This window comes from Olsenella massiliensis, assembly GCF_001457795.1.
GTDB classification, from domain to species: Bacteria; Actinomycetota; Coriobacteriia; order Coriobacteriales; family Atopobiaceae; genus Olsenella_F; species Olsenella_F massiliensis.
In genome coordinates this window covers 124,217-148,720 of record NZ_LN898211.1, presented here as the reverse complement: position 1 = coordinate 148,720, position 24,504 = coordinate 124,217, and the positions used below count along the sequence as shown (strand labels likewise).

Here is a 24,504-nt window from a genome sequence, read left to right as displayed (position 1 = left end):
GCATGGACATGTGGTGGGTCAATGAGGCATGTTTGACGGCGGCCTCCCCGGGGAAGTTTATTTAGCTCATAAACTACATCATCACGATGGGTCGCCCGCGCGGCGCCGTAGCTGGGATTTTCTGGGCCACAATTATCACGGGAAAACACGAATGGTTTGTTATCCAGTGTGCCCCTACAGGTATCAGGCACTTCTTGGCGCATGATTCAAACTAATGGATGGGATGCCCTTGCAAGCACATTGCTGACGTGTGGCATATCTTTTCGCCCCTCTACAAACCGCATTAGTCGGCCTTTTTGGACTCAAAACTCCAAAAAAGGCCGACTAATGCGGTTTGTGCGAACGCCAGACGGATCGCGCATAGATGCAGGGCAATGTATCAAGTCCCAGAGCCCTGCGCCTTTGTTGCTGCGACAACAAAGCCGGGTACAATGAGTTGACGTAAGTGCCACCATCCGCTTATCCGTTCCCGCGCCGCCACATCGGAGACCCCATGAACTGCCAGTCGCTCTCGCACACGCAGCTCTTCCTGGGTATGTCGCCTCAGGACATCGAGGAGGTCCTTCCCTGCCTCGGCGCCCACGAGCGCTCGTTCGCCAAGGACGAGGCAATTCTTCGCGCCGGGGACGTCACCAGGGAGATCGGCCTCATCGAGAAGGGCAGCGCCAACGTGGTGGTCAACCTCTGTTGGGGCGAGACACGCATCTTTGGGCACATCCCGCGAGGCGACATCTTCGCGCAGAACTACGCCGCCCTCTCTGACCAGCAAATGACCTGCAACATCGTGGCCGCCGAACCCGCTCGCGTGCTCTTTGTCTCGCTCGAAAGGCTGCTCACCACCTGCACGCGCGCCTGCGGCCACCATCACCAGCTCATCTATAACCTCGTGCGCATCTCGGCCGAGAAGAGCCTGGGCCTATCCCGACGCATGATGCACATCGCCCCCAAGACCATCAGGGGGCGCGTGCTCTCGTATCTCTCGGAGCTTGCCGCGCGGCAGGGCGGCCCGCGCGTCAGAACGCCCTTCTCGCGCCAGCAGCTCGCAGAATACCTGGGCGTCAACCGCAGCGCCCTCTCAAAGGAGCTGGGCAAGATGCGGCAGGAGGGCCTGCTGACCTATCACCTGAGCGAGTTTGTCCTCAGCGACGACGCCCTGCGTCAGGCCTGACGCGCAAGAAGTGCTCCTTGGCGAACTCCATGTCCTGCACCGTCTCGACCGTGCCGACGTAGGAGCCTCCCCCATCCCGAACGGCCCAATAGGTCACAAGCATGGTGCGTCCGCCCTTTTCCATCCACACGGGCACGCTGTCCTTGGTGCCGTCGCGGAAGCTTTCGATGATGGCTCGGACCATGGGCTCCACCTTGGGCGGGTGGCAGGAGAACACATCGCGGTCGATGGCCATGCCCGCGCGCTTGAACACCTTGGGCCCCTCGTTGAAGAAGCGGTTGATGTTGTCCGCATCCACGAACGTAATCTCAAGCGGAAGCGTGTTGAGCATGGCCGTGAGCTGAGGAACCGTCAGATGTCCGCCCGGCATGCGAACCTCCTCCTCCATGCTGGCACCCGTCGTGGCCCCTGACGCCTCGTGGGCGAGCGCGTCCTCGGCCTCCTGCCACACGGCTCCCTGGACGCCCAGGCAGCTGGCGTAGTCCTTGGCGTCGTGATAGATGCCCACCCACTCGTCATCCCCAAAGGTCTCGGCGCAGACGGGAAAGAGGATGTTGCGCTCCTTGTAGACCATCTCGCTCGCGCGACCGACGACCGCCCGCAGACGGGAGAACCACATGGCGCTGCGGTCCTGGTCCCTGTAGAGCGCGGACAGCTCATCGCGAATCTCGTCGTCAACGGTCCACATGACCATTGCCGGGCCCGTGATGTTATGCCTGGTTCTGAGCTGCGGATAGAGGAGGTCGCCCTTCTTGGCGTAGTGGATGGCCACCTCACGCAGGCGCGCGAGCAGGGCCGAGGGGTCCTCCCCTGCGTCCAGAACCTGCAGGAGCTCGGCAATCAGCGCCTCGATGCGCTTGTTCTCGCGAGAGAAGGTCTGAAGGGGGTGTCCCTCCACGGTCTCGAGTGCCGCCGTGGAAGAGGCGCGCGCCGCCGCGGGAGAGGCGGATCCTGCTTCAGGAGAGGCGGGAGCCGAGGCCGGCGCGGCGACATCGGAAGAGGCGGCGGCAGGCGGGTTTGCCGCCAGAGCACGCGACGCGCGCTCGAGGGCCGACTCGTTGCCATGGGCGACGGACGCCGCAGCCTCAGACTCGGCATGGGCGAGGCGCTCTTCGAGGGTCGAGCCGTGAAAGAGCGCGGAGTGGACGTCGCAGAGGCGCTGCACCTCGTCAAGCGGGGTCCCCTCGTTCAGGATCTCCTGTTCGGCGCGCATGATCTCTGAGGCATCAACATCGCTGAACTCCCTCACGAAGTCGCTGCGGACCGCCTCGAGATCCTCGCCCGCACCCAGTCGGCGCAGATAGCCCTTGATCTGCTCCGTGCGATTGGCCGCCCGTCCGAACGGGGTCGACGGAGCGGACGAAGCGGACGAAGTGGGCGGATTCTCCGAGAGGGACGCTTTGGACGCGGCCGGCGTAGTCCCAGACGCCGATGTCGCTCCGGGCGCCGCAGGCGCGGGCCCCGGTGCCCCCACGACCGTGAAGCCACGCGCCTCAAGGCCGCGGATGACGTCATCCAGGGAGATTCCCTTGATTCTAGCGCCCTTGGGGATGGTCATGACCCGACCTGCCGAATGAAGTATCGCGTTGTTATCTATCTCGGAAAACCCGAGCTCAGATAGGATGTGAGCCAGCTCGGGACGTTCGCTTACAAGGTCGAAGACCGTGCGAGAGAGATCGAGCGTCTTGTTGCCGCCGACATTGCCGTTGTCCATCATGGTCGCTCCTTTACGTTGGCATGTTGGCTGCAGCATAGGAGCACATGAGCGCAATGTATGTGGTTATGGCAACAAAAAGTTTGACTTGGGTATCAATTTTTGTCGCGGAGCCGAGCTGCTGTTTTATCGCGGAGAGCGGCCTGCTCGCCGCCGTGACGGTCGGGCAGGCGACGGCCTTCGCGCTCTCCCCCTATATGACGTAATTCCAGGCAGGCTCGGGCTCGCCCGGATGATGGACGATGATCTCCTGGTCCTTGAGCTTGACGCGGGCGTGCTCGGGCACCGACTCGCACACGAAGGCGCTGCCGCTCACAACCGACCCGGCGCCGATGTGCGTCTCGCCGCCCAGGATGCTCGCGTTGGAGTAGACGGTCACATAGTCGCCGAGCGTGGGGTGACGCCTGACGCCCGAGAGCCCCTGCCCCTTCTGCGTGGAGAGCGCGCCCAGGGTGACGCCCTGGTAGATCTTCACGTGGTCGCCTATGACGGTCGTCTCGCCAATGACCACGCCCGTGCCGTGGTCGATGAAGAAGTACTCGCCGATCTGGGCGCCCGGGTTGATGTCGATGCCCGTCTTGCTGTGGGCGTGCTCCGTCATCAGACGAGGAATCAGCGGCACGTCAAGCTCATAGAGCACGTGCGCCAGACGATAGACGAAGATGGCATAGAGCCCGGGGTAGGAGACAAGCACCTCCTCGTAGCTGCGCGCCGCGGGGTCACCGTCAAAGAGCGCCTGGATGTCCGTGAGCAGCAGGGCCTGAACGGTGGCGAGCTCGTCCATGAAGGTGCTAGCCAGGTTCGTCGCCCGCTCGTAGGCGAGCTCAAGCGCGAGCGAGCCGTCGCCAAAGATCAGCGCGTCGCGAATCTGGCACCTGAGCACGCGCTCTATGTGCAGGAGACGCTCCCCTATCAGCAGCTCCGAGCTCGTGCCGGCGGCGCTGTCGTTGTCAAAGTAGCCCGGAAACATGAGGCTGCGGATGTCTCCCAGGAGGCTGATGCAGGCGCTGCGGCTGGGAAAGCGCTTCTTGGGCTCCCCAAAGAGTGCCGCCTCGGCCTCATAGCCACGCCCAAACGCGGCGATGCGCCTGTTGAGTGCGTCTTCCTGCATGCGTGCCTCCCTCGCCGAACCGGCAGAGGCGCGGCGTGCGCCTCGTGATTGGTCCCACAGTGTAGCTCATCGAGGGGGGCGGGGCTTACGCGGCAGGCGGAGCGCGCAACCGAGCCCAAGGCGCGTGCGTACGTGTGTGGCAGAATAATTAGGCTCATCTGGCGCTTCGTGCGTTGGCTCTTCCGTGCCGTCTTGCGATGGATGTGATACACTATGGTCAGTAAACCCGCCTGGCCTCTGCTTTTGAGCATGCACACTGGCGGGTCTTCTTTATTTGGAGGTACAAGAGCACCGTGGGAACGTACGCGAAATCTTGGCTGTCCTTCGAGCAGCAGGCAGACCTTCTCATCAACAAGCGTGGCCTCGTGGCCGACCGCGACAATCTTATCAAGCACCTCGCTGACATTGGTTACTACCGCCTGAGCGGATACTGGTACATCTTTAAGCGTCAGCCAAGAGGCGCCAAAGATGGTACACAGGACGAGCGCTTCATCGAGGGGACATCGTTCGACCAGATCTGGCACCTCTATATCTTCGACCGGCAGTTCAGGCTTGTCGTATTCGATGCCATAGAGCGCGTCGAGGTCTACTTCCGCACACAGCTCGCATACGAACTTGCCAGAGAGACCGGTACCTTCGGATTCCTCGACGCTAACAACCTGCCAAGGCTCAAGCAGGGCGAGTATGACAGGTTCATAGCGCGCTGCAAAGATGAGCTCAGACGCTCACGTGAGCCTTTCGCCCTCCACTTCAAAGAGGCTTATGGTGACGAGCACGAGCTTCCTCCCTACTGGATACTCGTCAACCTGATGGACTTTGGCACCATGATCAGGCTCTTCAACGGCGCACCAGCTGAAATCAGGAAGAAGCTCGCAAACGACTTGGGCGTGAGCTCGCGCGTGCTGGAATCTTGGCTCGTGACCATAAACACGGTGCGTAACATATGCGCGCACCATGGCCGCCTCTGGAACAGGGGCATCGGCACCAGACCAATCATTCCCAAGCGGTCGAAACATCCGGAATGGCATGAGCCCTTCAGCGTGAGGTCGGACAACATGTTCGGCATCCTCATAATCCTGAGCTATCTGCTGGAGCACATTGCACCTGAGACGTCCTGGCGTGAGCGTCTCTTCAAACTTTTGGACCGCCTTAGTGCCAGTGAGCTCCGCCGCATGGGCTTCACCAAAGGCTGGCAGGAGTGCCCGCTCTGGAAGGAATACGCTCACAACATCAAGGACGCTAAAGAGTAGACGGGCAAGCCTGTAGGCCAACAGCAGAAAGCATTATGGGTAGTGAGTACAGTTTGTGTCCACTGCCGTGGTGAACGCCGAGACTTCCACGCATCCCAACGGGCACGCCGCGACGGCACGATGCACCCCGGGCGCCTCACGGGCATGGTCACCGCACGTCGCACGAAATCCACGTGAGAACCTCGTCGCCCGGTGAGGCCGCCAGCAGCCGACCGGCGCACCGCGCCTCCGCCGCACGCCTCGGCGCGCAGGCACGCAACGCCTCGCGGCAGCCCCATCGCCGCATTTCCACGGGCAGGTCAAATTTCCTCTAGCTCGAGAAACGAACCATCTACCGGCAAGCAATCCGAAGTTTGAACCATCTGTGCTCATGCGGACCGAAGGATGAGCCATCTACTGAAACTTCGGGGTTGATTGGGGCTATAAAAAATTCCCGACCTGTTTTTGCAGATCGGGAATGTATTTGTGGTCGCGGGGGCAGGATTTGAACCTACGACCTCCGGGTTATGAGCCCGGCGAGCTACCAGACTGCTCCACCCCGCAATGTCTGGGCGCCTTTCGGCGCAAGAAAGTAATATACGGGTAGAAGCCAAAAAAGTCAAACGTCGTCACTCAGCTATGAATCTGTCTTCACAATAGCGGCAGACACGCGCGTCCGAGCGAGACCCTCGTTCTCGTCCGCCGCCATGTCGCCCCAACCCACGCCATAAGGAGCCCGCCATGACCCTGCCCGTGTCCCCTCTGACCGTCGCCTGTGCGAGCCTGCTTGTGGGCTATGCCTGCGGCAGCTTCTTGACGGCCGACGTCGTCTCGCGCGTCGTAGCAAAAAAATCCGCCTTTGACCTGGGGGTCGGTAACCCCGGCATGGCAAACGTGGGCCATGAGCTGGGCGCGGGGGCGGCGCTCGTCGTGCTGGCGGGCGACGTCCTCAAGTGCGTGCTTGCCTGGGCGTTGGCGCGCTGGCTCTTTGCGTCCCAGGCAGAGCTCGCCGGGCTCATGGCGGGACTGGGCTGCACGCTGGGACACAACCACCCCCTGTGGCACGGCTTTGCGGGCGGAAAGGGCGTCACCACCACCTGCTCGGCCATCATCCTGGCAACGCCCCCCTGGGGCGTCCTTGCCTGCCTCACGGGCTTTGCGGCCGTGCTGGCCTCGGGGTATCTGTGCGTGGGCGCCGTCGTGATAACGGGGGCCTATCTTGTCCTGACGCTCGCCTTGCACGGGCCCGGGTTGGAGGTGCTCGTTGCCCTGGCGCTGGCGCTTCTCATGATGCGCGCACACTGGTCGGCGCTCGTGGCCACCGCCCGCGGGACCCAGCGTCCCGCAGGTCTGGCCGTAAAGCTGCGTGCGCGCCTGGGCATGCCGCCTCTCAGGGGCGGACGAGGACAAAACGGCGCGGCTAGCTAGCCGCGCGAAGGCCCTGACGCTCACAGACTGCGGGCGGCCACGTTCGCGGCCGCCCGCTTTATCATCCTCGCTGGTCTCTCCGCCCCTCGCCCGCGCCCTCGTTACCCTCGCCTGCGGTCCAGCGCGTCGAAGCGATTGATGCGCGAGAGAATCTGCTCAAGGTCGAGCATGCCCAAGATGGTCACGGGACGCGACTGATGCCGCGCCTTCACCCAAATGTTGTCGTACCCCACGGCCATGCTTGACCTTCTCCACTCCATGCGCGTGATGTCCTCGTACCGGATGGTCCGCATGCTTCCCACGAGCGGGCGGACGCGCAGGTAGCTGTCATAGGTTGCCACCTCGTGGCGGTGCAGCATTATCCATAGCGCCAGCACGACGCAGATAAACGACCCAAAGAAGCCCAGGACGACAGGGGCATCCACGTCAAACGCGCCTGCGTCGCAGAGCCACGCCAGCAATGACCCCAAGATTCCCATGAAGAGCAGGAGGATGACCATCGTGTGCGTGAGCGAGTTGGAGATGCGGTACGTGTCATGATGGCGATGATGCCGCTCGGCGATGTCATCGAGCAGGGCGCTCTCAAGGGCGGCGACGACTATGGGCGTGCCCAGCATGAGGACAACAAAAAGCAGGCTACCCATACAGGCTCGCATCAAGCTGACGATCCGCCGTGGTGGCGGCCGCCTTCGCCAGGCGCCGCGAGCAGGCGAGATGATACGCCGTCATGACGTTCTTGCAGCTCCTGGCTCTGCAGCTTTTGGCTCTGACCATCACGACGCGTCCCGTCTTTTTTCTCGCGCACGGGCACCTGCCCTGCGCCCCCGCAATCATGCCTACCGGAAAAGTATCCTATACCTGAGGCTCTTTCATACCAACACCTCACTACGCGCCGACAAGGTGACGACGAACGGCGTCCAGCTCATGAGCGTCACACCCACAGGCAAGCAGGTAGCCGCGCACGCTGCCGTACCGCCGCAGCAACCAGTCGATGACCGCGTCCATGACGCCCGCGAGCATCGCGGCCCCCCAGTCATCTTCCTCCAAAGACGGCTCTTCGCCCCGCACGAGCCTCTCGACGAGCGACGGCGGCGCAAAGGAGTAGAGATAGTCGCGCAGCAGGTCTTCTCGACTCACCTCGCAAAGCCCCAGAAGCAGGAGTGAGACGACGCCCGTGCGGTCCATGCCGGCGGCGCAGTGGAAGAGGACGCACTCGTCCTCGTCGGCAGACGCGAAGAACGACATGAGCTCGCGGACGGCTGAGTGATTCTTCAGCATCGCAAGGTACCCGCGCATCAGGTAGCCGCGCTCGTCATCGGGCAGGTCCGGTTCGCCCTCCCGCAGGTTGTACGCGTGAAGCTGCACGTTGCGGTAGCGGACGTGCGGTTGGGAGCCCAGCAGGTCGGGCGCGTGCTCAAGCTCCCAGGAGCTGCGAAGGTCCGCGTCCGCCGCGACCCCGTAGGCACACAGACGCCGTGCGTCATCCGCGCTGACGGCACAGGTGTCGCCGGCACGAAGGAAGCGGTGAAGGCGCGTGGGGCCGAATGGCGTGTCATAGTCCCCCAGCTCACGGACGTTGGCGCAGGTGGCAATCGTCAGAGCGTGCGTGGCGGGGTCGGGCGGGCCGATGGGGTCGAGGCTGGCGGTCCCGTGACCAGGGACGGCGCCAGAATCCAAGCCGCTGGCGGCCTCGAGGGCAGGGTCTTGCGCGTCCACGACCTGCGGGGGTGCAGCCTGCGCGCCCAGAGCTGGCGAATTCGCAACCTGCGCGCACTGTTCCGCCCCAGGCCGCTTTGTCGCTGACGTGCAAGACGACGCCCGCCCCAGGCAGGCGTCACGCAGCGCCCTCAGACATCTCCACGTCATGATCGCGGCACCCCTCCCTCGCTCGGGCACATCGAAAACGGCACCGTTACACTGGGCCGGATGTTCGGCACCCTCCGCCTAAAGTGTACGTTGCGAAGGCCAACTTTTGCGTTTGCCCAGGACTCGTTTTTTTACGACCTGTCCAAACGGACACGTTGAGACGACACCCGGCGCCATGCGAACAGTCTTGGACCCCGCGAGCTGGGCCCCGCAATCTTAGGCCTCCCGCGAGCCCGCCCGCAGCGCGAAGGCCTCCAGGATCTTGTCCCCCATGGCGGCGGTGCCCAGCAGGTGCGAGGCGTCCGTCGTCCCGTCGGCGAGGTCCGCCGTGCGCCAGCCGGCGGCCAGGACGTCCTCGACCGCGCCCGCAACGGCGTCGGCCGCCTCATCCATCTGGAAGCTGTAGCGCAGCATGAGCTCGACCGAGAGAATCTGCGCGATGGGGTTGGCGACGCCCTTTCCCGCGATGTCGGGGGCGGAGCCGTGACTGGGCTCGTAAAGCGCCGCCCCGTCGCCCAGCGACGCCGACGCGAGCATGCCCAGCGACCCCGTGAGCATGGAGGCCTCGTCCGAGAGGATGTCGCCAAAGGTGTTCTCCGTCACGAGCACGTCAAACTGGGCCGGGTTGGCCACCAGCTGCATGGCGCAGTTGTCGACGAGCATGTCCTCGCCCTCGACGTCCTCGAACTCGGCGTTGAGGCGATGGTTGACCTCGCGCCACAGGCGGGAGGTCTCGAGGACGTTCGCCTTGTCGACCGACGTGACCACCTTGCTGCGGCGGGCGGCGGCCTCGTAGGCCCAGCGCAGCACGCGCTCTATCTCAAACTCCGCGTACTCGAGGGTGTCGATCGCCGTCTGCCCCTTCGTCCCGTCCCTGCCGGCGCCCTCCACGTCGACCTGGCGCTCGTGCCTGCCAAAGTAGAGGCCGCCCGTCAGCTCGCGGACGATGAGGAGGTCCACGCCGTCGAGCCGCTCGGGACGCAGGGGCGAGGCGTCGCGCAGCGCGTCGTAGATGCGGACGGGGCGCAGGTTGAGGTACAGCCCCAGATTCTTGCGGATGGCAAGAAGGCCCTGCTCGGGGCGGACGGCGCCCGGCGTCGGATCGTCCCATCTTGGCCCGCCGACGGCGGCGAGGAGCACGGCGTCGGCCGCCTGGGCCGCCGAGAGCGTCGCGGGGGGCAGGGCCGTCACCTTCTCTCCGGCCGCGCGCGTCGCGTCGATGGCAGCTCCGCCGATGAGCTGGCGCTCGCAGTCAAACGTGACCCCAAAGGCCTTGCTCACGGCCTCGAGCAGGCGCTCGGCCTGCTCCATGATCTCGGGGCCGATGCCGTCGCCCGGCAGGGTGCAGATGCGGTACGTGGTCTCTGCCATGCTAGTCCCCCTCGCCCGTGCCGGCCGCTGCCGAGCGCCCCGCCATGACGCGCCTCGTGCGGGCGACGAGGCCGCCGTCGCTGATGATCTCCTGGATGAACGGGGGAAAGGGCTGCGCCCGGAAGCTCGCGCCCGTGGTCTCGTCCGTGATGAGGCCTGCGTCGGCGTCGACGGACACGACGTCGCCGTCCCTGATGGCGTCGGCGGCCTCAGCGCACTCCATGATGGGCAGGCCGATGTTGATGGCGTTGCGATAGAAGATGCGCGCAAAGCTCTTGGCCACGACCACGCTCACGCCGGCCGCCTTGATGGCCACGGGGGCGTGCTCACGCGAGGACCCGCAGCCAAAGTTCTCGTCGGCGACGATGATGTCGCCGGGGCGCACGCGATCGACAAAGCTCGCGTCAAGGTCCTCGAGGCAGTGGCGCGCGAGCTCGGCGGGATCCGAGGTGTTGAGGTAGCGGGCCGGAATGATGACGTCGGTGTCAATGTCGCGGCCATAGCGGAAGACAGTGCCCTTGAACTGCACGGCGGAGTCCCTTCCTAAAATGGTGAGCGGACGGTCCCATCGTAGCTCAGGTGAGGGACCACGCCTGCCTCCGTGCCCAAAGCCGGAAGGCTCGTTGCCTAATCGCAACACTCCCTCTCGTGCCACAGGTGCCCTGGCATGCCCTCGAGGCACCTCGGGGCACCTGGCTGTTTCGTATGCCGCGAGAAGCCCGTCCAGCAGGCCGGATTGAAGATGGTGACAGCCGCCTGGGCGTCCGGGACGCCTTCCGCGTTTTCCTGCGTTTCCTACTCCATGTTGGCGTGACGGTAGTCCATCTGATCCTGGCTCTGGTCGAGCGCCCTCTTGAGGTCAACGACCATGGCGTCATAGACGAGCCAGGTGAGCTGCTCGAACGAGCTGCCGTTCGGCTGTATCGAGGGAGCCTTCTCGGCAGTTCGTTTGCCGCTGCGCGACGAGGAGCCAGGGATGGTGATGTGAGCGTCCGCCATGCTGCCGATCGTTGCCTCGGGGCTGATGGTCACCGTGGCGATCTTCGCACCCTCGCGCTTGGCGATCTTGACATCGTTGACCATTCCCCTTGTCGTCCCGGAGCCCGATCCCACGATGAGCAGGTCGCCCTCGCGGATGGAAGGGGTGGTGGGGTCGCCCACAAAGTGGACGTCAAGCCCCAGGTGCATGAGCCGGTTCGAGAAGGCCCTTGCCACAAAGCCCGAACGGCCGGCCCCTGCCACGAACACTCGCCGTGCCTCAAGGATGAGGCCCTCGACCCTCTCGACCTCCTCCTGGCTCACGAGGCCGGCATCAAAGGTGAGCTCCTCCAGGATGGCTGCGAGATTCTTGCACGGCTCCATGGCTATGCCTCCATTGCCTTCTTGATCGCCTTTGCCTCCGCCACGGGGTCGTCCGCATGGGCGATGGCGCCGCCACAGATGACGATGTCCGGGCCGAGGGCAACATACTGGTCGATGGTCTTGCTGGTTATGCCACCGGCGACAGCCACCTCGGCGCGACGCGCCGTCGCCGTCATGACCTTCAGGTCGTCGAGGGGGGTACGCCCGAGAGCCTGGGCGTCCGTCCCCACGTGCACGGCCAGAACGTGGACGCCCATCTTTTCGCATTCCCTGACGCGGCCGGCAAGGTCGGGGACGCAGATCATGTCGACGACGCTCTTGGTGCCGTGCGCGTTGGCAGACTCGACGGCGCCCTTGATGGTGGCGTCGTCGGTCACGCCGAGCACGGTGCAGTAGGCGGCGCCGGCGTTATAGACCATGTCTGACTCGAACCTGCCGCCGTCCATGATCTTGACGTCGCACAGGATCTCCTTCTCGGGGAAGGCGGCGGCAAAGCGGCGGATGGCCTCGAGGCCGTAGCGCAACATGAAGGGGGTCCCCATCTCGATGATGTCGATGGAGTCGCGGACCTTGTCCGCGACGGCGAGGGCCTCGTCAAGCTCGAACTCGTCAAGTGCCAGCTGAAGCTTCATGATCTGGTCTCCCTTGTCCTGTGCCCCTGTGGCACGACCGGCAGTGTGGGGCGGCGCACTTTCAAAGATGGCGCCGGCGTCGCGTCTAGGACGTACTGTACGCCTGTGCGAGCTCAGCGGTCAGCCCGTCGTTACGCGAGAGCCCGGTGTAGGTGACGATGGCGTCCTCAATGCCATGCTCCTTGACGTAGGCCACGAGCTCGGGTCCCTGCGCATCCTTGGGCTCGTCGCCAGAATCTTGTCCCCCCACGGCAAGGGCGCCCCTGAACTGCGCGCAAGCCTCCTAGCCCAGGTCCGACGGCAGGGCGATGTGGCCGGCGACGGCCGACGCGGCGGCGACGGCCGGTGAGGCGAGGTAGACCTCGGACGTGGGGTCGCCCATGCGCCCGACGAAGTTGCGGTTGGTGGTGCTCACGCAGCGCTCTCCCGCGGCGAGGATGCCCATGTAGCCGCCCAGGCAGGGTCCGCAGGTGGGAGTGGAGACCACGCAGTGCGCACCCACGAACACGTCCATGAGCCCCTCATGGACGCACTGAAGCCACACGCCCTGCGTGGCGGGAATCACGATGCAGCGCACGCCGTCGGCGACGATGCGGCCGCGCAGCACCTCGGCGGCGGCGCGCATGTCCTCGATCCGTCCGTTGGTGCAGGAGCCAATGACCGCCTGGTCAATGCCAATGTGGCGGCTCTCGCTCACCGGGTGGGTGTTGCTGGGAAGGTGCGGCCAGGACACCGTAGGCACCACGTTAGCAGCGTCGATATGAACGGTGCGCCGATAGCTGGCGTCGGCATCAGGATGATACTCAACGATGGGACGCGTGCTGCGACGGCTCACGTACTCGCGGCAGACGTCGTCCACCTCGAAGAGGCCTGCCTTGCCCCCCGCCTCGATGGCCATGTTGGCGATGGTGAGGCGCCCCTCGACGGACAGGTCGCGGATGGTGCTTCCCGTGAACTCCAGGGCGCAGTACAGGGCGCCGTCCACGCCGATGAGGCCAATGAGGTGCAGGATGAGGTCCTTGGCGCTCGAGCCTGCGGGCAGCGTGCCCTCCACCTCGACCCGCAGCGTCTCGGGCACCTTGAACCAGGCACGGCCCGTGGCCATGCCCACGCCGGCGTCCGTGGACCCCACGCCCGTGGAGAAGGCCCCGATGCCCCCGTAGGTGCAGGTGTGAGAGTCGGCGCCGATGATGAGGTCGCCCGGGACGACGACGCCGAGCTCGGGCAGAAGCGCGTGCTCGATGCCCATGCAGCCCTGCTCAAAGTAGTGCGTGATGCCCATCTCGCGGGCAAAGTCGCGCGTCACCTTGGTCTGCTCGGCGCTCTTGATGTCCTTGTTGGGCGAGTAGTGGTCGGGGACCAGGATGACGCGGTCGGGATCCCACACGCCCGCGCCGATCTTGCGCACCGTCTTGATGGCGATGGGGGCCGTGATGTCGTTGGCGAGCACCCCGTCGAGGTCACATTCGATGAGCTGTCCCGGGACGACCTCGTCGAGCCCCGCGTGGGCGGCAAGTATCTTCTCTGCCATGGTCATGGGTCGTGTCATGATGTGCGTCTTTCCTCTCCTGTCGTGTGGGGACGCTAGGCGCCCCGGGCGACCAACGAGTCAACGAACTGCCGGGCGCCGCGGGCGGACCTGCCCGCCCGCCTCGTGGCAAAGCGCTCGGCCAGAAGGTCGAGCTCGCCCTCGTCCATCGTGACGCCCGCGTCGTGGGCGAGCTTGCGAACGATGTCAAGGTAGGTGGCCCGGTCAGGCTTGGTGAACGTGACGTGCAGGCCAAAGCGGTCGCTCAGCGAGATGATCTCCTGCATGGTGTCGTTAAGGTGCACGTCGTCGCCGTCGCGGTCCGAGAAGCTCTCCCGCACCAGGTGCCGGCGGTTGGAGGTCGCGTAGATGGCGACGTTGTCGCTCTTGGCCGAGACCGAGCCCTCCAGGATGGCCTTGAGGGCGGCAAAGTTGTCGTCGTCGCACGAGAACGACAGGTCGTCAATGAAGATGACGAACTTGAGCGGGTTGCGCGTGAGCTCCTCGAGAATCTGGGGGATGTCCCTCAGCTGCTCCTTGCGGACCTCCAGGATGCGCAGCCCCCGGGGCGCGAGCTCGTTGGCGACTGCCTTGATCGTGGAGCTCTTGCCCGTGCCGGCATCCCCCGTGAGCAGGATGTTGGCCGCGGGCCTGCCCGCGAGGAGCGCCCTGGTGTTGTCAAGGATCTGCGCACGCTCGCGCTCGTAGTCCACGAGGTCCTCAAGGCGGATGGGGTCGGGATAGCGCACCGGCTCGATCTGGCCCTCGTCGCCCACCGCAAACACGTGGTAGCGGGCGTAGATGCCAAAGCCCTGGGTGCCCAGGCGGGCCCTGCGCGCCGCGTAGGCGTCCGACAGGCACCCCTCTGCCGCATCGCCGGGCTCGAAGGAGGGAAGGAGCTCCCCATCGACCCCTGCGGGAAGCTCCCCCACAAGGTCCGCGGGAGCAAGGCGACACACGCGCTCAAGCGTCCTGAGCTCCGCACGGAGGGCTGCCTCCATGCTGGGCGCCACCTCCTCGCCCGCGCCGACGAGCCTCAGGTAGGCGTTCTCGTCCTCGAGCGCCGCGTTTCGCACGTGCGCGGCCAGGCAGCACGACCCCGTCTTATACAGGCGGCTCACGAGCTCGCCGTAGCGAGAGACCCTCAGGTCCCAGCTGGCCCCCGACGTCACGGCCTCCAGGCAGGTCGTGACGCCCGCCACCACGGGGTCCGTAAGGAGTCCCCTGAACACCGCCAGTGCCGAAAGCCGCCAGCGCAGCTCCTGCAGCTCGTCAGTTCCCATGCGCGTCACCTTTCCCTGGCCCGTGCCCGCCGCGTCGCTAGTTGAGCACCGCGCCGGTGGCGCCGGAGGACACCAGGGCGGCATAGCGCCTGAGATAGCCCGCGAGCGGCTTCTGCTTGGGGACGAAGGAGGCAAGGCGCCGCTCGAGTTCCTCGTCGGAGACCTTGAGCTCCAGCCTGCAGTTGGGGATGTCGATGGAGATGAGGTCGCCCTCCTCGACGACGCCGATGGCGCCGCCGCTCGCGGCCTCGGGCGACACATGCCCTATGCAGGCCCCGCGCGTGGCGCCCGAGAAGCGACCGTCCGTGATGAGCGCCACGCTCTCGCCCAGGCCGCGCCCCATGATGGCCGAGGTGGGGTTGAGCATCTCGCGCATGCCGGGGCCACCCTTGGGCCCCTCGTAGCGAATGATGACGACGTCGCCGGCCTTGATGAGGTCCCCGTCGATGGCCTCCTGGGCCGCCTCCTCGCTCTCGAACACCCGGGCGGGACCCTCGTGGACGAGCATCGAGGGTGCGACGGCGGAGCGCTTGACCACCGAGCCCTCGGGGGCGAGGTTGCCCCTGAGCACGGCGATGCCGCCCGTGGGCGAGAAGGGATTCTCGACCGTGCGGATGACCTCGGGATTGGCATTGTGGGCGTGGGCGATGCTCTGACCCACCGTCTCGCCCGTGACGGTCAGGCAGTCACGGTTGATGAGGCCGGCCCGGTCGAGCTCGGCCATGACCGCCGGGACGCCGCCCGCCTCGTCGAGGTCCTCCATGTAGGTGGGGCCGGCCGGCGCGAGGTGGCAGAGGTTGGGCGTCCTCTCGCTGAGCTCGTTGGCCAGCGAGAGGTCGATCGTGAAGCCGCACTCGTGGGCGATGGCCGGCAGGTGGAGCATCGTGTTGGTGGAGCAGCCGAGGGCCATGTCAACGGTGAGGGCGTTCTGGAAGGCCTCGCGCGTCATGATGTCGCGCGCGCGAACGTTCTTGGCGAGCAGGTCCATGACGGCCATGCCCGCATGCTTCGCCAGCTGGAGGCGGCGTGAGTGCACGGCGGGGATGGTGCCGTTGCCGGGAAGGCCCATGCCAATGACCTCGGTGAGGCAGTTCATGGAGTTGGCCGTGTACATGCCCGAGCACGAGCCGCAGCCGGGGCAGGCCTTGCGCTCAAACTCGTGCAGCTTCTCCTCTTCGATCCTGCCCGCCTTGTACGCCCCCATGGCCTCGAACATGGACGAGAGGCTCGTCTTGTGCCCGTCGATGCATCCGGCGAGCATGGGTCCGCCCGACACGAAGGTGGTCGGCAGGTTGAGGCGGGCGGCAGCCATGAGCAGGCCGGGGACGTTCTTGTCGCAATTGGGGATCATCACGAGGGCGTCAAAGCCGTGGGCGAGCGCCATGCACTCCGTGGAGTCCGCGATGAGGTCGCGCGTCACGAGCGAGTAGCGCATGCCCTCGTGCCCCATGGCGATGCCGTCGCAGACGGCGATGGCCGGGAACACCACCGGCATGCCGCCGGCCATGGCGACACCCATCCGAACCGCCTCGGTGATCTTGTCGATGTTCATGTGGCCGGGCACGACCTCGTTGAAGGAGCTCACGATGCCCACGAGCGGGCGGTCGATCTCCTGGTCGGTCCAGCCGAGCGCGTTGTAGAGGGAACGGTGCGCGGCCGCCTGGGGGCCATGCTTGATGGGATCGCTCTTCATATGACGCTCCTCGCTCTTCATGTGACGCTCCTTTGTGGGTGTATGGATGAACGTGCGCTGCGCGCGGGCGATCGTCGGCGTGGGGCGGGCTCACACGAGCCCGAAGCCCTCCTCGACGAGCTTAGCGCGAATCTGGTCGATCTGCGCCTGGTCGCGCGTCTCCATGCCCACGCGCAGGGTGCAGCTCGAGATGGGTAGGTCGGGGTCGGAGAGGTCGTAGTCAACGGAGACGACGTTGGCGCCCAGGCTGGCGATGATGCCGCTCACCTGCTGGAGCTGACCGGGCTTGTCCGTGAGCTTGATGGCCAGCGTGACCTTGCGCCCGCTCATGGCGAGGCCGCGGTTGATGACGCGCGAGAGGATGTTGACGTCGATGTTGCCCCCGCTGATGACGCAGACGACCCGCTTGCCCCCAAGCGGCAGCTTGCCAAACATCGCCGCCGCGACGGGGGCGGCCCCGGCGCCCTCGGTCACGATCTTCTGGCGTTCCATGAGGTTGAGGATGGCGGCGGCGATCTCGTCGTCCGAGACGGTCACGACGTCATCCACGTACTTCTGGACCATCCTGAAGGTGAGCTCGCCGGGGTTCTTGACCGCGATGCCGTCGGCAAAGGTGGTGGCCGACTCGGAGGCCTGCCAGATGCCCGCCCTGAACGACTGGGCCATGGCCGAGGCGCCCGCCGCCTGGACGCCGTACACATTGCAGCTGGGCTTGAGGCTCTTGACGGCGCAGGCGACGCCTGAGATGAGCCCGCCCCCGCCGACGGGCACGACGACGGCGTCAACGCCCTCAAGCTGGTCCATGAGCTCAAGGCCGATGGTTCCCTGACCCGCGATGACGTCCTCGTCGTCATAGGGGTGGATGAACGTGGCGCCCGTCTCGTGCTGAAGGCGCACCGCCTCGTCGTGGGCGTCGTCGTAGGAGCCCTTGACGAGCCTCACCTCCGCGCCGAGGCGGCGCGTGTTCTCGACCTTCATGATGGGGGCGCCGTCGGGCATGCAGACGATGGAGCGCACGCCCAGCTGGGTCGCCGCGAGCGCGACGCCCTGGGCATGGTTGCCGGCGCTGCAGGCGATGATGCCGCGCCCCAGCTCCTCGGGAGGGAGCTGGTTGATCCTGAAGTAGGCTCCTCGCAGCTTGAACGAGCCCGTCACCTGGAGGTTCTCGGTCTTGAGGTAGAGGTCTCCCACCTCGCCCACAAGGTTGGGCGCCGCGATGAGGTCGGTCCTGCGGGCGACGCCCTTGAGGACGTAGGCGGCATGGTAGATCTTGTCGAGTGACAGCATGCGCTGACGCTCCCCTCTCTCTGTTGCGCGCCGGCGCGGGCATGCCCGCGCGACGGACGCGGCGACGGTGTCTCTCACACGGCCAGGAAGCTGGTTATATGCTGCCCGGCGGGAACCATGGGACGGACCATCTCGTCGGGGTCGAGGACGGCGTCGATGACGTAGCCGTGACCGCAGGACAGGGCCTCGCCCAGGGCGTCCTCGAGCTCGGCCACGTTGCTCACCCGACGGCCCGAGAGGCCGTAGGCCTCGGCGAGCCTGACCCAGTCGGGACCGCGGTCGAGCGTGGTCTCGGCGTAACGACGGTCGTAGATGAGCGTCTGCCATTGGTGGACCATGCCCAGCACGGCGTTGTCATAGACCACCGTGATGACGGGAAGCCCGTAGTGCTCCACCGTGGAGAGCTCGTTGCAGTTCATGCGGAAGGAGCCGTCCCCCGTCACGTGCAGGACGCGCCGGGCGGGGTTGCCCACCTGCGCCCCGATGGCGGCCCCCAGCCCAAAGCCCATGGCGCCAAAGCCGCCCGAGGTCAGCAGCTGGCCGGGATGGCGAAAGTGAAAGTGCTGGATGGCCCACATCTGGTGCTGGCCCACGTCCGTGGCCACGATCGTGTCCTCGGGAAGCAGGCGCGCGATGGTCTCGTTGATCTGCTTGGGGGTCAGGTGGTCTCCGCCCTCCTCGTAGAGGGTCTCGGTCGCAAACGAGAAGACGTGCTCCTTCCACGCCGCATGGTCCTGCTGGTCAAGACGGTCGTTGACGAGCTTGAGCACGCGGCGGGCGTCGCCGAGCACGTGATGGTCGCAGCGGACGTTCTTGCCCACCTCGGTGGCGTCGATGTCTATCTGGGCTATGCGCGCCCGGCTCGCGAAGGTGGCGGGCTTAAGGGCCACGCGGTCCGAGAAGCGGCACCCCACGGCCACGAGCAGGTCGCAGTCGTCCACCGCCCGGTTGGAGGCCTGCGACCCGTGCATGCCGATCATGCCGGTGGAGAGGGGGTCGTCCCCCGCGAAGCCGCCCCCTCCCATGACCGTGATGGCTACCGGCGCGTCCACGCGGCGGGCGAAGGCGAGAAGCTCGTCCTGGGCGCGGGAGCGCACCACGCCTCCGCCGCAGACGATCAGAGGCCGCTCGGCGCCGCGGATGAGCTCGATTAGCCCCTCGACGTCGGCAAGCGAGGGCTCCGGCGCCTCGATGCCCCCGAGCAGGCGTCGGGAGAGCGGGTTGGGAAGCTCCGTCACGCGATGCCGGGCGAGCGGCAGGGGCTCATAGGGGGCCCGGGCGCTCGTCACGTCCTTGGTGACGTCGATGAGGACGGGGCCCTGTCGTCCGCTGCGCGCGATGAGGAAGGCCTGGCGCACGACGTTCGCAAGGCGGCTGACGTCCTTGACGACCTGGTTCCACTTGGTTATGGGACGGGTGATGCCGGTGATGTCAACCTCCTGGAACGAGTCCTTGCCCAACAGCTTGCTCGAGACGTTGCAGGTGATGGCCACGAGGGGGGAGGAGTCCATGTAGGCGGTGGCGATGCCGGTGGTGAGGTTGGTGCAGCCGGGCCCCGACGTCGCGAGACACACGCCCACCCTGCCGGTGGAGCGCGCGTAGCCGTCGGCCGCGTGCGCCGCGCCCTGCTCGTGGCTCACGAGGTAGTGCCTGATGTCGGGCGTCTGGTACAGGGCGTCGTAGACGTCCAGGATCGTGCCTCCGGGATACCCGAAGACGACGTCGACGCCCTGCTCCCTCAGGCACTCGACGAGAATCTGCGCTCCTGTGAGCTCCATCTGTCCCCTCTTCCTGTCGGTCTCGCGCGCCTTGGCGGCCACGGGCCCGGGCGTCAGCCGAAAGGCGGCCACCCGGGCCGGACGACCCCTGTCGTGCCCCTAGTTGTTGAGGAGCTTGTCCTTGTCGTTCCAGGCGTACATCTGGCGAATCTTTTTGCCCGTCCGCTCCATGAGCGTCTCGGCCTGGATGCGGCGCATCGCCTTGAAGTGCACCTGGCGGCTCTCGTCGGACATGTCGAGCAGGAACTCCTTGGCGAACTCGCCGTTCTGGATGCGCCTGAGGTTGTCGCGCATGCCCGCGCGCGCCGCGTCCGTGATGACGCGGGGGCCTGCGGTGTAGTCGCCGTACTCGGCGGTGTTCGAGATGGAGCTGCGCATGCCCGCGAAGCCGCTCTCGTAGATGAGGTCGACGATGAGCTTCATCTCGTGGATGCACTCGAAGTAGGCGTTGCGCGGGTCGTATCCCGCCTCCACGAGCATGTTGAAGCCGGACTCCATGAGGTCGGTCACGCCGCCGCAGAGCACGTTCTGCTCGCCGAAGAGGTCGGTCTCGGTCTCGGTCCTGAAGTCGGTCTCGAGCAGGGCGGCACGCGCCCCGCCGATGGCGGCGCCATAGGCGAGGGCGAGGTCGAAGGCGTCTCCCGTGGCGTCCTGGTGAGCGCAGACGAGGCAGGGCGTGCCCTTGCCGGCCAGGTACTCCGAGCGCACGGTGTGGCCGGGCGCCTTGGGGGCCACCATGATGACGTTGCAGTCGTCACGGACCTCGATGCAGCCGTAGTGGACGTTGAAGCCGTGGGCAAAGGCGATGGTCTTCCCGGGAGTCAGGTTGGGCTCGATGTCGCGCCGGTACATGGTGGCCTGATACTCGTCGTTGATGAGGATCATGATGATGTCGGCCCACCTTGTCGCCTCGGCGTTGGAGACGACCTCGAGGCCCTGCGCCTCGGCCTTGGCCGCAGACGCGGACCCCTCGCGCAGGCCCACCTTGACCTCGACGCCCGAGTCCTTGAGGTTCAGGGCGTGCGCGTGCCCCTGGGAGCCGTAGCCGATGACGGCGACGTGCTTGCCGTCGAGCCTCGAGACGTCGCAGTCCTGCTCGTGAAACATCCTGAATGCCATTGCCTGCTTCCTTTCCTTGTGGGTGCTCTCTGACGCTATCGTGACGCCGCCCTGATGCCCGGCGGCGGGGGTGCCGGCCGTGTGCCTAGATGTTCGACACGTTGCGCATGACGGTGCCTCCTCGCTCGAGCGAGACCACGCCCGTGCGGCACACCTCCAGGATCGTGAAGTCGCGCATGAGGTCGATGAAGTTGTCGATGCGACGGGTCTGTCCCGCGATGCGAAAGACGATGGCGTCGCGGGTGTAGTCAACGACCTTGGCGTGGAAGGCATTGGCCGCGTCGAGCATCTGCGAGCGTGTCTCGTCGCGGTTGCTCACCTTGATGAGCAGCAGCTCGCAGCTGATGGAGTCGTCGGGGTCGAACTCCTTGAACGAGATGACGTCGGGCAGCTTGGCCAGCTGGGCGACGAGCTGGTTCTTGGCGCGCTTTTCGCCCACGAACTGCACGGTGATGCGCGAGAGCTCCTCGGTCTCGGTCTCGGACACCGTGAGGCCGGTGATGTTGAACTGGCGACGACGGAACATGCTCGTGACGCGGTTGAGCACGCCGTACTCGTTGCGCACCATGATGGCTATGCTGTAGCTCCTCATGACCCTCACCTTCCCATCCGTGCCTGGACGTCATCCATGGTGACGATGAGCTCGTCCATGGAGGCCCCGATCCTGAGCACGGGCGTCACGAACTCGTCCGGGTCGATGGGGCATTCGATGAGCGTGGGACCGTCCTGGGCGAGGGCGCGCGCGAGCGCCTCCTCGAACTCCCCCACCGACGCCACGCGCGTCGCTGCGGCGCCCGCCGCGCGGGCCATGGCGATGAAATCCGCCTTGTGCGCGATCGTCGTGGCGGCGTGACGGGAGCGCTTGAAGAGGGACTGCATCTGCCTGACCATGCCGAGGACGCCGTTGTTGAGCAGGACGACGACCACGGGCAGGTCGTTGTCGGCCGCCGTGATGAGCTCCGCCAGGTTCATGGCAAAGGAGCCGTCGCCCGTGACCAGGATGGCCGGGCCCCGCGTCCCGAGCGCCGCACCGATGGCGGCCCCCAGGCCAAAGCCCATGGTGCCCAGTCCCCCGGAGCTGATGAAGGTGCGCGGGCGGGAGAAGGCGAGTCCCTGCGCCGCCCACATCTGGTGCTGGCCCACGTCCGTCACCACGGGAACCTGTGCGGGGCGGCGCCGGTTGATGGCAGCCATGACGTTCTGCGGCGTGAGACCCTCCCGACGGTCCTCGCCCGCGCGCTCCCGCGCGACGAGCTCGCTCACCTGCTCGTCCCAGGCCTCATGGGTGGCGTTTGTGACGAGCGGCAGGAGGCGCTCGAGGACGAGACGGACGTCCCCCTGGACCTCCACGCGGTCCTCGAGGGTCTTGGAGAACTCCGAGGAGTCCACGTCCACGTGGACGACCCTGCCGCTGGGGGCATAGGTCGCGCGGTCGCCCGTGGAGCGGTCGTTGAAGCGCACGCCCAGCGCGATGAGGCAGTCGCACGCGCTCATCGCCTGCGTGCTCGCGGCGTGGCCGTGCATGCCCTCCATGCCCAGGAAGCCCTCCGTCCGCGTGGGTATGCCCGAGACGCCCATGAGCGAGCAGCCGATGGGGGCGCCGATGCGCCGTGCCAGGCTCACGACCTGCTCGCCCGCCTCGGAGGCGACGGCCCCGCCCCCGAAGTAGACGAAGGGCCGCTCGGAGGCGTTGATGGCGTCAGCGGCCGCGCGCAGGGCCTCATCCGACGGCTCGAGGGGCGGCCGCGCCCCGACGGGCGGCAGCTCCTCAAAGGGCACGAGAGCGCGCTGGACGTCGGCGGGGACGTCCACGAGGACGGGCCCACGACGACCCGAGAGGGCGAGCTCAAAGGCCTCGCGTAGCACCTCCTGGAGGCGGGAGGCGTCGCGGACGAAGTAGTTGTGCTTCGTTATGGGCAGGGTGACGCCCGTGATGTCCAGCTCCTGGAAGGCGTCGGTGCCGATCATGGCGTTGCTCACGTTGCCCGTCACGGCGACGAGCGGGATGGAGTCCAAGAAGGCCGTCGCGATGCCCGTGACCAGGTTCGTGGCACCGGGACCAGAGGTGGCGATGACGACGCCGCAGCGCCCCGTGGCGCGGGCGTAGCCGTCCGCGGCATGGCAGCCGTGCTGCTCATGCGTGGGCTCCACCAGACGCAGCTGGTCGGCGTGGTCCATGAGCACGTCAAAGATCTCGAGCACCGTGCCGCCCGGGTAGCCGAAGACGGTGTCCACCCCTTGGTCGATGAGGGTCCTTACCAGGACCTGCGCCCCCGTGAGCTCTCTCGTTTTTTCTGCGCCCCCGGCCATCCCTACGCCTCCTGCCTTGAGCGTGCGGTCAAGATCATGCGGTTGATGGCGTTGACGTACGCCTTGGCGGACGAGACGACGATGTCGTTGTCGGCGCCGCGTCCCGTGAACGGCGTGCCGTCGTCGGCCTGCACGCGCACGGTGACCTCGCCGATGGCGTCGATGCCGCGCGTCACCGACTTGACCGAGAACTCCTGGAGATCGCCGTGGACCGTGACGACCTGGTCGATGGCCCGGTAGGCGGCGTCAACCGGGCCGGTTCCCGTGGCGCACGTCACGCGGGTCGCGCCCGTCTCGTCCGTGACGGTCGCGGTGGCGGTGGGCACGAGGGGGTCGCCGCACGACACCTGCAGGGCGTCGAGCACGTAGACGGCCCTGGTCTCGCGGTCGCGCTCCTGCACCATGGACTCGAGATCCTCGTCAAAGACCTCCTTCTTCTGGTCGGCAATCTCAAGGAAGCGCTGGTACACCTCATCAAAGTCCTGATCGTCAAAGCTGTGGCCCAGCTCTCCCAGACGGTGGCGCAAAGCGGCGCGGCCCGAGCGGGCCGAGAGCACGATCTCGGAACCCGCCGCGCCGACGTCGGCGGGATCGATGATCTCGTAGGTGTCGCGGGCCTTGAGGACGCCGTCCTGGTGGATGCCCGAGGAATGCGCGAACGCGTTGGCGCCGACGATGGCCTTGTTGGCCTGCACCTGCATGCCCGTGATGCGGCTCACGAGGCGCGAGGCGCGGGTGAGCTCGGTGGTCACGACGTCGGTGTGCCCGTCAAGCTCCTCGCCATGCATCCTGAGCGCCATGACGACCTCCTCGAGGGCGGTGTTGCCCGCCCGCTCCCCCAGGCCGTTGATGGTGCACTCGACCTGTCGGGCGCCGTTCTTGACGCCCGCGAGGGCCAGCGCGGTGGCCATGCCCAGGTCGTTGTGGGTGTGGACCGATATGGTCACGTCCTCGATGCCGCAGACGTTGTCGGCGAGGCCCCTGATGCGACGCCCGAAGTCGTCGGGCAGCTGGTAGCCGGTGGTGTCGGGGATGTTGACGACCGTGGCGCCCGCCCTGACGACGGCCTGGATCACGCGCTCGAGGAAGGCCTGGTCGGCACGGCCGGCGTCCTCGGCGTAGAACTCGACGTCTTGCACGTAGCGCTTGGCGTAGCGCACGCAGTGGACGGCCCGCTCGACGCACTCGTCCTCGCCTATGCGCAGCTTCTCGGCCAAATGCTGGGGCGAGACGCCCAGACCCGTGTGGATGCGCGGGCGCCTCGCGGTGCTCAGGGCCTCCGCGGCGCGGTCGATGTCCCTCTCGACGGCGCGGGTCAGGCCCACGACGACGGCGTCGTCGCCCGCCAGGCGCCCAATCTCCTGGACGGAGCGAAAGTCGCCGGGGCTCGAGACGGGAAAGCCCGCCTCGATGACGTCAACGTGCAGGCGCAGGAGCTGCTGGGCTATGACGAGCTTCTCCTCGGTGTTCATGGAGGCGCCCGGCGACTGCTCGCCGTCGCGCAGCGTGGTGTCAAAGATGGCTATCTTGCGGGTCATGTCTCTCTCCTCCGGTCGCGTCTTCGTGCAAGGGGGCGATGCTGCGTTGCGATGAAGAACGGCGCGCATGACGGGGTGTCGACAAGG

Annotated in this window: 22 protein-coding genes and 1 tRNA gene; 4 read left to right on the top strand and 19 right to left on the bottom strand. The window is 66.3% G+C overall.

All coding sequences use genetic code 11. The features are described from left to right. Positions 1-493: 493 nt before the first annotated feature. On the top strand, positions 494-1,168 hold the full coding sequence (locus BN3001_RS04725; RefSeq protein ID WP_058270663.1) for a Crp/Fnr family transcriptional regulator: 675 nt from the start codon (positions 494-496) through the stop codon (positions 1,166-1,168). On the opposite strand, the gene BN3001_RS04720 is transcribed toward BN3001_RS04725, so the two are convergent. After that, complete coding sequence (locus BN3001_RS04720) at positions 1,140-2,885, bottom strand: DUF438 domain-containing protein (protein ID WP_197407453.1); 1,746 nt, start codon at positions 2,883-2,885, stop codon at positions 1,140-1,142. The two genes, BN3001_RS04725 and BN3001_RS04720, sit on opposite strands and share 29 nt — an antisense overlap. 44 nt (positions 2,886-2,929) lie before the next feature. On the opposite strand from BN3001_RS04720, the gene BN3001_RS08340 reads away from it, so the two are divergent. Next, on the top strand, positions 2,930-3,088 hold the full coding sequence (locus BN3001_RS08340) for a hypothetical protein (RefSeq protein WP_156410036.1): 159 nt from the start codon (positions 2,930-2,932) through the stop codon (positions 3,086-3,088). Here BN3001_RS08340 and BN3001_RS04715 read toward each other — a convergent pair. Further along, the gene (locus BN3001_RS04715; RefSeq protein WP_058270662.1) at positions 3,076-3,993 is read right to left on the bottom strand and encodes a serine O-acetyltransferase; all 918 of its coding nucleotides are present in this window, start codon (positions 3,991-3,993) and stop codon (positions 3,076-3,078) included. The two genes, BN3001_RS08340 and BN3001_RS04715, sit on opposite strands and share 13 nt — an antisense overlap. Positions 3,994-4,286: 293 nt before the next feature. On the opposite strand from BN3001_RS04715, the gene BN3001_RS04710 reads away from it, so the two are divergent. After that, positions 4,287-5,243: an Abi family protein gene (locus BN3001_RS04710; RefSeq protein ID WP_058270661.1), complete on the top strand. Its 957-nt coding sequence runs from the start codon at positions 4,287-4,289 to the stop codon at positions 5,241-5,243. A 466-nt stretch (positions 5,244-5,709) separates the two neighbouring features. Here BN3001_RS04710 and BN3001_RS04705 read toward each other — a convergent pair. Then, positions 5,710-5,786, bottom strand: a tRNA-Met gene (locus tag BN3001_RS04705). Positions 5,787-5,963: 177 nt separating this feature from the next. Here BN3001_RS04705 and BN3001_RS04700 point away from each other — a divergent pair. Continuing rightward, positions 5,964-6,650, top strand: coding sequence for a glycerol-3-phosphate acyltransferase (locus BN3001_RS04700; protein ID WP_058270660.1), 687 nt, complete (start codon positions 5,964-5,966; stop codon positions 6,648-6,650). Positions 6,651-6,751: 101 nt separating this feature from the next. Here BN3001_RS04700 and BN3001_RS04695 read toward each other — a convergent pair whose 3' ends face one another. From BN3001_RS04695 to BN3001_RS04625, 16 genes are all read right to left on the bottom strand, one after another. After that, positions 6,752-7,294, bottom strand: a complete 543-nt coding sequence (locus BN3001_RS04695) for a hypothetical protein (RefSeq protein ID WP_058270659.1) — start codon at positions 7,292-7,294, stop codon at positions 6,752-6,754. A gap of 241 nt (positions 7,295-7,535) precedes the next feature. Next, entirely contained in the window at positions 7,536-8,366 is an 831-nt protein-coding gene (locus BN3001_RS04690) for a tyrosine-protein phosphatase (protein ID WP_058270658.1), read from the bottom strand. A gap of 366 nt (positions 8,367-8,732) precedes the next feature. Continuing rightward, the gene (gene leuB, locus BN3001_RS04685) at positions 8,733-9,887 is read right to left on the bottom strand and encodes a 3-isopropylmalate dehydrogenase (protein ID WP_058270657.1); all 1,155 of its coding nucleotides are present in this window, start codon (positions 9,885-9,887) and stop codon (positions 8,733-8,735) included. A gap of 1 nt (position 9,888) precedes the next feature. Further along, positions 9,889-10,416 (bottom strand): 3-isopropylmalate dehydratase small subunit, encoded by a 528-nt coding sequence (locus BN3001_RS04680; RefSeq protein ID WP_058270656.1) that lies wholly within the window; start codon positions 10,414-10,416, stop codon positions 9,889-9,891. A 266-nt stretch (positions 10,417-10,682) separates the two neighbouring features. Beyond that, positions 10,683-11,249 (bottom strand): 6-phospho-3-hexuloisomerase, encoded by a 567-nt coding sequence (hxlB, locus tag BN3001_RS04675; RefSeq protein ID WP_058270655.1) that lies wholly within the window; start codon positions 11,247-11,249, stop codon positions 10,683-10,685. Positions 11,250-11,251: 2 nt separating this feature from the next. Then, complete coding sequence (gene hxlA, locus BN3001_RS04670; protein WP_058270654.1) at positions 11,252-11,881, bottom strand: 3-hexulose-6-phosphate synthase; 630 nt, start codon at positions 11,879-11,881, stop codon at positions 11,252-11,254. Between the two features lie 85 nt (positions 11,882-11,966). Then, positions 11,967-12,131: a hypothetical protein gene (locus tag BN3001_RS08335; RefSeq protein WP_156410035.1), complete on the bottom strand. Its 165-nt coding sequence runs from the start codon at positions 12,129-12,131 to the stop codon at positions 11,967-11,969. A 33-nt stretch (positions 12,132-12,164) separates the two neighbouring features. Next, complete coding sequence (leuC, locus tag BN3001_RS04665) at positions 12,165-13,430, bottom strand: 3-isopropylmalate dehydratase large subunit (protein WP_058270653.1); 1,266 nt, start codon at positions 13,428-13,430, stop codon at positions 12,165-12,167. A 35-nt stretch (positions 13,431-13,465) separates the two neighbouring features. Then, positions 13,466-14,692 carry an ATP-binding protein gene (locus BN3001_RS04660; RefSeq protein WP_058270652.1) on the bottom strand — a complete coding sequence of 409 codons (1,227 nt, stop codon included), beginning with the start codon at positions 14,690-14,692 and terminating at the stop codon, positions 13,466-13,468. Between the two features lie 37 nt (positions 14,693-14,729). Continuing rightward, positions 14,730-16,406 (bottom strand): dihydroxy-acid dehydratase, encoded by a 1,677-nt coding sequence (ilvD, locus tag BN3001_RS04655; RefSeq protein ID WP_235815044.1) that lies wholly within the window; start codon positions 16,404-16,406, stop codon positions 14,730-14,732. Between the two features lie 69 nt (positions 16,407-16,475). Further along, positions 16,476-17,672, bottom strand: coding sequence for a threonine ammonia-lyase (gene ilvA / locus BN3001_RS04650; RefSeq protein ID WP_058270651.1), 1,197 nt, complete (start codon positions 17,670-17,672; stop codon positions 16,476-16,478). Between the two features lie 74 nt (positions 17,673-17,746). Further along, complete coding sequence (gene ilvB / locus BN3001_RS04645) at positions 17,747-19,450, bottom strand: biosynthetic-type acetolactate synthase large subunit (protein ID WP_058271236.1); 1,704 nt, start codon at positions 19,448-19,450, stop codon at positions 17,747-17,749. A 99-nt stretch (positions 19,451-19,549) separates the two neighbouring features. Then, complete coding sequence (gene ilvC, locus BN3001_RS04640) at positions 19,550-20,569, bottom strand: ketol-acid reductoisomerase (RefSeq protein WP_058270650.1); 1,020 nt, start codon at positions 20,567-20,569, stop codon at positions 19,550-19,552. 85 nt (positions 20,570-20,654) lie between these two features. Beyond that, a complete protein-coding gene (ilvN, locus tag BN3001_RS04635) occupies positions 20,655-21,161 on the bottom strand; it encodes an acetolactate synthase small subunit (protein WP_058270649.1) in 507 nt (168 codons plus the stop codon). A gap of 5 nt (positions 21,162-21,166) precedes the next feature. After that, positions 21,167-22,879, bottom strand: a complete 1,713-nt coding sequence (gene ilvB / locus BN3001_RS04630; RefSeq protein ID WP_058270648.1) for a biosynthetic-type acetolactate synthase large subunit — start codon at positions 22,877-22,879, stop codon at positions 21,167-21,169. Between the two features lie 2 nt (positions 22,880-22,881). Next, the gene (locus tag BN3001_RS04625; RefSeq protein ID WP_058270647.1) at positions 22,882-24,417 is read right to left on the bottom strand and encodes a 2-isopropylmalate synthase; all 1,536 of its coding nucleotides are present in this window, start codon (positions 24,415-24,417) and stop codon (positions 22,882-22,884) included. Positions 24,418-24,504: the final 87 nt, after the last annotated feature.

Coding starts and splice junctions, on each gene's coding strand:
- BN3001_RS04715 (WP_058270662.1), bottom strand. CDS start 3,993: ATGCAGGAAGACGCACTCAACAGGCGCATCGCCGCGTTTGGGCGTGGC.
- BN3001_RS04720 (WP_197407453.1), bottom strand. CDS start 2,885: ATGATGGACAACGGCAATGTCGGCGGCAACAAGACGCTCGATCTCTCT.
- ilvN (WP_058270649.1), bottom strand. CDS start 21,161: ATGAGGAGCTACAGCATAGCCATCATGGTGCGCAACGAGTACGGCGTG.
- BN3001_RS04725 (WP_058270663.1), top strand. CDS start 494: ATGAACTGCCAGTCGCTCTCGCACACGCAGCTCTTCCTGGGTATGTCG.
- ilvD (WP_235815044.1), bottom strand. CDS start 16,406: ATGAAGAGCGAGGAGCGTCATATGAAGAGCGATCCCATCAAGCATGGC.
- hxlB (WP_058270655.1), bottom strand. CDS start 11,249: ATGGAGCCGTGCAAGAATCTCGCAGCCATCCTGGAGGAGCTCACCTTT.
- hxlA (WP_058270654.1), bottom strand. CDS start 11,881: ATGAAGCTTCAGCTGGCACTTGACGAGTTCGAGCTTGACGAGGCCCTC.
- BN3001_RS04700 (WP_058270660.1), top strand. CDS start 5,964: ATGACCCTGCCCGTGTCCCCTCTGACCGTCGCCTGTGCGAGCCTGCTT.
- ilvB (WP_058270648.1), bottom strand. CDS start 22,879: ATGGCCGGGGGCGCAGAAAAAACGAGAGAGCTCACGGGGGCGCAGGTC.
- ilvB (WP_058271236.1), bottom strand. CDS start 19,450: ATGGAGCTCACAGGAGCGCAGATTCTCGTCGAGTGCCTGAGGGAGCAG.
- leuB (WP_058270657.1), bottom strand. CDS start 9,887: ATGGCAGAGACCACGTACCGCATCTGCACCCTGCCGGGCGACGGCATC.
- ilvA (WP_058270651.1), bottom strand. CDS start 17,672: ATGCTGTCACTCGACAAGATCTACCATGCCGCCTACGTCCTCAAGGGC.
- BN3001_RS04625 (WP_058270647.1), bottom strand. CDS start 24,417: ATGACCCGCAAGATAGCCATCTTTGACACCACGCTGCGCGACGGCGAG.
- BN3001_RS04695 (WP_058270659.1), bottom strand. CDS start 7,294: ATGGGTAGCCTGCTTTTTGTTGTCCTCATGCTGGGCACGCCCATAGTC.
- ilvC (WP_058270650.1), bottom strand. CDS start 20,569: ATGGCATTCAGGATGTTTCACGAGCAGGACTGCGACGTCTCGAGGCTC.
- leuC (WP_058270653.1), bottom strand. CDS start 13,430: ATGACACGACCCATGACCATGGCAGAGAAGATACTTGCCGCCCACGCG.
- BN3001_RS08340 (WP_156410036.1), top strand. CDS start 2,930: ATGAGCGCAATGTATGTGGTTATGGCAACAAAAAGTTTGACTTGGGTA.
- BN3001_RS04660 (WP_058270652.1), bottom strand. CDS start 14,692: ATGGGAACTGACGAGCTGCAGGAGCTGCGCTGGCGGCTTTCGGCACTG.